This is a genomic window from Streptomyces phytophilus (assembly GCF_013870535.1).
Lineage (GTDB): Bacteria > Actinomycetota > Actinomycetes > Streptomycetales > Streptomycetaceae > Streptomyces > Streptomyces phytophilus.
This window is the reverse complement of the sequence record NZ_JACBXC010000197.1, coordinates 1-7263: the sequence shown is the minus strand read 5'-3', so window position 1 is coordinate 7263 and position 7263 is coordinate 1. Positions and strand designations below refer to the sequence as shown.

General features: G+C 72.2%; 8 protein-coding genes. 5 read left to right on the top strand and 3 right to left on the bottom strand.

Annotated elements, in window-relative coordinates; all coding sequences use genetic code 11:
• The 3 genes from H5J30_RS12265 to H5J30_RS12255 all read right to left on the bottom strand — a co-directional run.
• Positions 1-778 (bottom strand): carbohydrate kinase family protein (locus tag H5J30_RS12265; protein WP_181787466.1); only part of this gene is annotated, 778 nt, incomplete at its 3' end.
• An 83-nt stretch (positions 779-861) separates the two neighbouring features.
• On the bottom strand, positions 862-1065 hold the full coding sequence (locus H5J30_RS12260; protein ID WP_258563272.1) for a hypothetical protein: 204 nt from the start codon (positions 1063-1065) through the stop codon (positions 862-864).
• Between the two features lie 139 nt (positions 1066-1204).
• Positions 1205-1486: a hypothetical protein gene (locus H5J30_RS12255; protein ID WP_181787464.1), complete on the bottom strand. Its 282-nt coding sequence runs from the start codon at positions 1484-1486 to the stop codon at positions 1205-1207.
• Between the two features lie 677 nt (positions 1487-2163).
• Between H5J30_RS12255 and H5J30_RS12250 the strand changes: the two genes are divergently transcribed.
• The 5 genes from H5J30_RS12250 to whiA all read left to right on the top strand — a co-directional run.
• The gene (locus H5J30_RS12250; RefSeq protein WP_181787463.1) at positions 2164-2466 is read left to right on the top strand and encodes a hypothetical protein; all 303 of its coding nucleotides are present in this window, start codon (positions 2164-2166) and stop codon (positions 2464-2466) included.
• A gap of 88 nt (positions 2467-2554) precedes the next feature.
• Complete coding sequence (gene uvrC / locus H5J30_RS12245; protein ID WP_181787462.1) at positions 2555-4615, top strand: excinuclease ABC subunit UvrC; 2061 nt, start codon at positions 2555-2557, stop codon at positions 4613-4615.
• Between the two features lie 18 nt (positions 4616-4633).
• Positions 4634-5599, top strand: a complete 966-nt coding sequence (gene rapZ / locus H5J30_RS12240; protein ID WP_181787461.1) for an RNase adapter RapZ — start codon at positions 4634-4636, stop codon at positions 5597-5599.
• Positions 5596-6630, top strand: a complete 1035-nt coding sequence (locus H5J30_RS12235) for a gluconeogenesis factor YvcK family protein (RefSeq protein ID WP_181787460.1) — start codon at positions 5596-5598, stop codon at positions 6628-6630. Before rapZ ends, H5J30_RS12235 begins: the two co-directional genes overlap by 4 nt.
• On the top strand, positions 6621-7263 hold a 643-nt coding region (gene whiA, locus H5J30_RS12230; RefSeq protein ID WP_181787459.1), incomplete at its 3' end, for a DNA-binding protein WhiA. The genes H5J30_RS12235 and whiA, both read left to right, overlap by 10 nt.

Here is a 7263-nt window from a genome sequence, read left to right as displayed (position 1 = left end):
AGTGCAGCAGCGCCGCGTTGACGGTGTCGCCCGCGCCGATCGTGTCGACGACGTCGACGGGCGGCGCGGCCACGTCGTACCGCGTGAGGCCCTGCGCGAGCACCGCCGTAAGCCCCTCGCCGCCGCGGGTCAGCACCGCCGCCCGCGGACCGGCCGCCAGCCACTCCGGCAGCGCCTCGGCCCACGGCCGCCCGCCGGCGAGCCACTGCGCGTCCTCCACCGACAGCTTCAGCAGCGCCACGTGCGGCAGCCAGGAGCGGAAGCGGGCACGGTAGGCGTCGGCGTCGGTGATGAGCCCGGCCCGGACGTTCGGGTCGAGGAGCGTGAACACCCCGTCCGCGGCGGCCCGTTTCAGCAGCGTCTCGTACGCGGTCGCCCCCGGCTCCAGCACCAGCGAGCACGTCCCCACCGCCAGCGCCCGCACCTGCGCGGGCAGCGCGTCCGGCGCCCGGAACAGCCGGTCGGCGGTGCCCTCGGCGTAGAAGCGGAAGCCCGCGGACCCGTCCGGGCTGATGTCGGCGACGGCGAGCGTCGTGGGCTCGGCGCCCCGCTGGACGAGGCCGGTGTCGACCCCCGCCGTCTCCAGCCCGGCCATCAGCGCCGCCCCGAAGGCGTCCGTCGACACCCGCGAGGCGAACGCCACGGGTGCCCCGAGCCGCCCCAGCGCCACGGCCGTGTTGTACGGTCCACCGCCACGCACCGGCTGCAGCGCGGGCAGCGCACCCCCGCCACCGGCCGGCACGAGATCGATCAAAGCCTCTCCACCAACCACGATCATGCGTCAAGTATGACCGCCCGCCGGCCGGAGGCGACGCCCGTAACCCCCTGCCCCGCCGCCCGCGTCGTGCCCGCGGTGCCGCGCTACTTCTTCGTGGCCTCTACCAGTTCGTCGCGGAGCTTCTTGTCCAGCCCGTCGAACCCGTTCTCGCACTTGTCGGCGAACTTCGAGATGTCCTTGGTCATCTTGGACAGCCGGCCAAAGCCGTAGTTCCAGGAGTCCGCGAAGTCGTCGCAGGCCGATTGCAATCCCTCGTGCCCGAAGTGGGCGGTATCGGCGTGCAACATCTCCTTCGAAGCGCCCTTCATACGGCCCCCGCTCGATTCGAGGGCCGAGACCATTTCCTTGACTTCGGCAAAGGCGAATCGCAGAAACGACATGTTCTCAGCGTATCCGCCCTCGGCGGCCGGGCGGGCGGTCCGGCGGTCAGACGACGCCCGCCTCCGCCAGCAATCGGCTCGACCTCTCCCGGGAGCGCCGCGTGGTGACCTTCCCCAGCGCGTACGCACCGGCCAGGATCGCCGCGACGCTGCCGTCGATGACGAGGACCGCCTCCAGATACGTGTGTACGGAGTCCGCGTACAAGGCGGCGACCACCGCGACGAGAACGATCCACACGGTCATCGTGACGACGACGTGCCGCCTGCGCTTCCTGACGCAGGCGGCGTCAGTCGCGTCCAGGAGGAACCGCGCGAACACCAGGTCCACTTCGGGACCGGCTTCCGGGAGGGGCACCAGCCGCCGCCGGCCCGGGCGCATGCCCGGGAGCCGGCCGCCGCGGTGCGCGTTCGGGTGTGCCCGAGCGGTGCGGTCCGCCCGGACGGCGGCGTCCGGCAGGCGCCGGAGGGCGACGGTAACGGCGGAGGCCGCGGGGGGGAGAGAGAGACGATGCCATCGTAGCGGTAGCCGTACTGCTCGGCGACGTAGGCGAAGGACGCCAGTTTCCGCCGGGAGATCCACGGGCTCCGTAGCAGATGGGTCGCGCTGCCATCCCGCGCACTGCGCAGGAAGGAGTCGAATTCCCGCTGCACCGCCACACGAGCCTCCCCGACGAAATCTGCCGCCCCGGTCTTCGCGCGAGTTCGTCCGGGGGAGCGGAACCGGACCCACTGTGGATAGCTTCCTCCAACCCAGAGCGGCCATGTGCAGAAAGGACGCCCGATGACGCAGGAAGCGGATTTCCCCACCCTGGGGTTCAACCCCGCCCCGGGAGATCTGGAAGCCCTGAGGGGTCTCGTCGGTACAGTCCGCAGAGTCGTACGGGAGGGCGAGACGGCTCAGACGACCCGCTGTTCGTCGCCGAGGCCCTCTACCGGGCCAAGGAGACGAAGCTGTTCGCGGGCGAGGCCGGGCTGCGGGGGCTGGACTTCGAGGCGGGCAAGGGCGTGCGGGGCAGCCAGGACATGCTGCTCGCGGTGAAGCTGCCCTGCCGGCCCGGCGTGATGTCCACCTCGCTGCACTCGCTCACCCTGGCGGACGCGGAGCGCCCGGAGGGGAGGGTGTTCCCGCTCGCGGCGCTGCAGCTGATCATTCCCGCGCCGAGCGGCTACTGCGTGTACGTCACCCTCGCCACGCCGTCGGTCTACCTCCTTGACTCGTACTCCGAGAGGCTGGCGCACATCGGGCGCACCTTCTCCTTCGATGTGCCTGAGGCAGGGGCAGGGGCAGAGCCCGCCGGGCCGCGCTGAGCGGCGGATGTCACCGGACTGTCGCGGGCTCGGTACACGGCTGTGGACAAGCGGTCCGCCGTCAGTGGGCGACAGTAGGGTGGGGACCATGGCCGATCCGTCCAGTTACCGTCCCAAGCCCGGGCAGATTCCCGACTCTCCGGGGGTCTACAGGTTCCGGGACGAGTACGGCCGGGTCATCTACGTCGGCAAGGCGAAAAGCCTGCGGCAGCGGCTCTCGTCGTACTTCCAGGATCTCGCCGGGCTGCACCAGCGCACGCGCACGATGGTCACGACCGCCGCGTCGGTGGAGTGGACCGTCGTGGCCACGGAGGTCGAGGCGCTCCAGCTGGAGTACAGCTGGATCAAGGAGTACGACCCCCGGTTCAACGTCAAGTACCGGGACGACAAGAGCTATCCGTCCCTCGCCGTGACGCTGGGCGAGGAGTATCCGCGGGTGCAGGTCATGCGCGGGCCCAAGCGCAAGGGCGTGCGCTACTTCGGGCCGTACGCGCACGCGTGGGCCATCCGCGAGACCGTCGACCTGATGCTGCGTGCGTTTCCCGTGCGGACCTGCTCCGCCGGGGTGTTCAAGCGCAGCGCGCAGATCGGCCGCCCCTGCCTGCTGGGGTACATCGGCAAGTGCTCCGCGCCCTGCGTCGGCCGGGTCACGGCCGCGGAGCACCGGGAGCTGGCCGAGGAGTTCTGCGACTTCATGGCGGGCCGCACGGGGACGTACCTGAAGCGGCTGGAGCGGCAGATGCACGAGGCCGCGGAGGAGATGGAGTACGAGAGGGCCGCGCGGCTGCGGGACGACATAGGGGCGCTGAAGAGCGCCATGGAGAAGAACGCGGTCGTCCTCGCCGACGCCACCGACGCCGACCTCGTCGCCCTGGCCGAGGACGAGCTGGAGGCGGCGGTGCAGATCTTCCACGTCCGCGGCGGCCGGGTCCGCGGCCAGCGGGGCTGGGTCACCGACCGGGTGGAGGCCGTCGACACCGCCGGGCTGGTGGAGCACGCCCTCCAGCAGCTCTACGGGGACGAGCGGGAGGGCATCCCGCGCGAGGTGCTGGTCCCGGCGCTGCCGAAGCCGGCCGGGCCCGTACGGGAGTGGCTGACCGAGCGCCGCGGGGCCCGGGTGGACCTGCGGGTGCCGCAGCGCGGCGACAAGAAGGACCTGCTCGCCACGGTCGCGCGGAACGCGCAGCAGGCCCTCGTCCTGCACAAGACCAAGCGCGCCTCCGACCTGACCACCCGCTCCCGGGCGCTGGAGGAGATCGCCGAGGCGCTGGAGCTGGACTCCGCGCCGCTGCGCATCGAGTGCTACGACATCTCCCACCTGCAGGGCGACGACGTCGTCGGCTCCATGGTCGTCTTCGAGGACGGCCTCGCCCGCAAGAGCGAGTACCGCCGCTTCGAGATCAAGGGCTTCACCGGCCAGGACGACGTGCGCGCGATGCACGAGGTGATCACCCGCCGGTTCCGGCGGTACGTGCAGGAGAAGCAGAAGACGGGGGAGTGGGGCGACCCCGAGGCCGAGGCCGCCGCGGAGCGCGGCCGGGCCGCGGCCGCGGGTGCGAACGCGGGTGCGAACGCGGACGTGGACACAGGCACAGACGTGGACGCGGATGCCGGCGGACCGGCCGGGCGGGATCCGGACACCGGTCGGCCCAAGAAGTTCGCGTACCCGCCCCAGCTCGTGGTCGTCGACGGCGGGCAGCCGCAGGTCGCCGCCGCCAAGCGGGCCCTCGGCGAGCTGGGCGTGGACGACGTGGCCGTCGTCGGCCTGGCCAAGCGCCTCGAAGAGGTCTGGCTGCCCGACAGCGACGACCCCGTCATCCTGCCGCGCAGCAGCGAGGGCCTGTACATGCTCCAGCGCGTACGGGACGAGGCCCACCGCTTCGCCCTCGCCTACCAGCGCAAGAAGCGGGCGCAGAGCATGAAGGCCGGGCCGCTGGACGACGTGCCGGGGCTGGGGGAGAGCCGCCGCCGGGCGCTGCTGAAGCACTTCGGTTCGGTGAAACGGCTCAGAGCTGCGACTATTGATCAAATCTGTGAGGTTCCCGGCATCGGCCGCAAGACGGCCGAAAATATCGCCGCGACCCTTGCGCAGGCGGCACCGGCCGCGCCGGCGGTGAACACCGCCACCGGAGAGATCATGGACGAGTGAGGACCGGGGGACAGAGCGATGAACGACAACGGGACAGACGAGACCGACGAGACCGACGAGACCGCCGTGACCACGGGTGACCTGGCCCCCGGGCCGGGCGAGACGGGTGACTCCGGGCAGGCGGGCATCCCCGAGCTGGTGATCATCTCCGGGATGTCGGGCGCCGGCCGGAGCACCGCCGCGAAGTGCCTGGAGGACCTCGGCTGGTTCGTCGTGGACAACCTGCCGCCCGCCCTCATCCCCACCATGGTGGAGCTGGGCGCCCGCTCGCAGGGGAACGTGGCGCGGATCGCGGTCGTCGTGGACGTCCGCGGCCGGCGCTTCTTCGACAACCTGAAGGAGTCCCTGGCCGACCTGAAGGAGAAGCAGGTCCCCCGGCGCATCGTCTTCCTGGAGGCGTCGGACAACTCGCTGGTGGCCCGCTTCGAGTCCGTGCGCCGCCCGCACCCGCTGCAGGGCGACGGCACGATCCTCGACGGCATCGCCGCCGAGCGCGACCTGCTGCGCGAGCTGCGCGGCGACGCCGACCTGGTGATCGACACCTCCAGCCTGAACGTGCACGAGCTGCGCGCGAAGATGGACGCCCAGTTCGCCGGCGGCGAGGAGCCGGAGCTGCGCGCCACGGTGATGTCCTTCGGCTACAAGTACGGCCTGCCCGTGGACGCCGACCTGGTGGTGGACTGCCGCTTCCTGCCGAACCCGCACTGGGTCCCCGAGCTGCGCCAGTTCACGGGGCTGAACGAGGACGTCGCGCAGTACGTGTTCAACCAGCCCGGCGCCAAGGAGTTCCTCAACGGCTACGCGGAGCTGATGCACCTGGTCACCGAGGGCTACCGGCGCGAGGGCAAGCGGTACGTGACCATCGCCGTCGGCTGCACCGGCGGCAAGCACCGCTCCGTCGCGATGTCCGAGCGGCTGGCCCGCCGGCTCGCCTCGGACGGCATCGAGACCGTCGTCGTCCACCGGGACATGGGGCGCGAGTGAGCCGGATCGCCGGCGGCCGGAACCTCCGGCTGCGCCGCCGGGGCGCCCGCAGACCCGGTTCGCAGCCGAAGGTGGTCGCGCTCGGCGGGGGGATGGGCCTGTCGGCCTCCCTCGCCGCGCTGCGCCGGATCACCGGCGATCTCACCGCCGTCGTCACGGTCGCCGACGACGGCGGCTCGTCCGGCCGGCTCCGCGCCGAGCTGGGCGTGCTGCCGCCGGGTGACCTGCGCAAGGCGCTGGCGGCGCTCTGTGGCGACGACGACTGGGGCCAGACCTGGTCCCGCGTCATCCAGCACCGCTTCACCAGCCAGGGCGAGCTGCACGACCACGCCGTCGGCAATCTGCTCATCGTCGCGCTCTGGGAGCAGCTCGGCGACCATGTCGCGGCCCTCGACCTGGTGGGAACGCTCCTGGGCGCGCACGGCCGCGTGCTGCCCATGTCCGCGGTCCCCCTGGAGCTGCGCGCCGACGTGCGCGGCCACGCGCCGGAGCTGCCCGAGGAGGTCACCACCGTGGCCGGCCAGGCCACGGTGGCCCTCACCCCCGGCGAGGTGCAGCAGGTCCACCTGGTGCCCGCCGACCCGCCGGCCGTCCCCGCCGCCGTCGAGGCCGTCCGGGAGGCGGACTGGGTGGTGCTCGGCCCGGGCTCCTGGTTCTCCTCCGTCATCCCGCACCTGCTGGTGCCCGACCTGCGCGAGGCCCTGGTGGAGACCAAGGCCCGCAAGGTCCTCTCCCTGAACCTCGCCCCGCAGCCCGGGGAAACGGACGGATTTTCCCCACGGCGTCATTTGGAGGTTTTGCGACGACACGCCCCTAAACTCGCCCTCGACGTGGTGCTGGCCGACAAGGATGCAGTGCCCGGTGCGGCAGAGCGCGACGGGTTGCGCGAGGCTGCGAAAGAGCTTGAGGGCTCGGTCGAGCTGGCGCCGGTGGCGCGGACCGACGGGACTCCCCGGCACGATCCGGAGCTGCTGGCCGCCGCGTACGACCGTATTTTTCGGATGCATGGAAGGATCGGGCCATGGCGATGACGGCAGCGGTGAAGGACGAGATCTCGCGGCTCCCCGTGACCCGGACGTGCTGCCGCAAGGCGGAGGTCTCCTCCACGTTGCGGTTCGCCGGCGGGCTGCACCTCGTCAGCGGCCGGATCGTGATCGAGGCCGAGCTGGACACCGGGGTCGCCGCCCGCCGGCTGAAGAAGGACATCCTGGAGATCTTCGGGCACGGCTCCGAGATGATCGTCATGGCTCCGGGCGGGCTGCGCCGCAGCAGCCGGTACGTGGTCCGCGTGGTCGCCGGCGGTGAGCAACTGGCCCGGCAGACGGGCCTGGTCGACGGCCGCGGCCGGCCCATCCGCGGGCTGCCCCCGCAGGTCGTCTCCGGCGCCACCTGCGACGCCGAGGCCGCCTGGCGCGGCGCCTTCCTCGCGCACGGCTCGCTGACCGAGCCCGGCCGCTCCTCCTCGCTGGAGGTCACCTGCCCCGGTCCGGAGGCGGCCCTCGCCCTGGTCGGCGCCGCCCGCCGGCTCAGCATCCCGGCCAAGGCCCGCGAGGTGCGCGGCGTGGACCGCGTGGTCGTACGGGACGGGGACGCCATCGGCGCCCTGCTCACCCGGCTCGGCGCGCACGAGTCGGTGCTCGCCTGGGAGGAGCGGCGGATGCGCC

What these genes read in the sequence shown, in the direction of transcription:
- H5J30_RS12260 (WP_258563272.1), bottom strand. Translation starts at nt 1,065, where the DNA reads ATGTTGCACGCCGATACCGCCCACTTCGGGCACGAGGGATTGCAATCG.
- rapZ (WP_181787461.1), top strand. Translation starts at nt 4,634, where the DNA reads ATGAACGACAACGGGACAGACGAGACCGACGAGACCGACGAGACCGCC.
- uvrC (WP_181787462.1), top strand. Translation starts at nt 2,555, where the DNA reads ATGGCCGATCCGTCCAGTTACCGTCCCAAGCCCGGGCAGATTCCCGAC.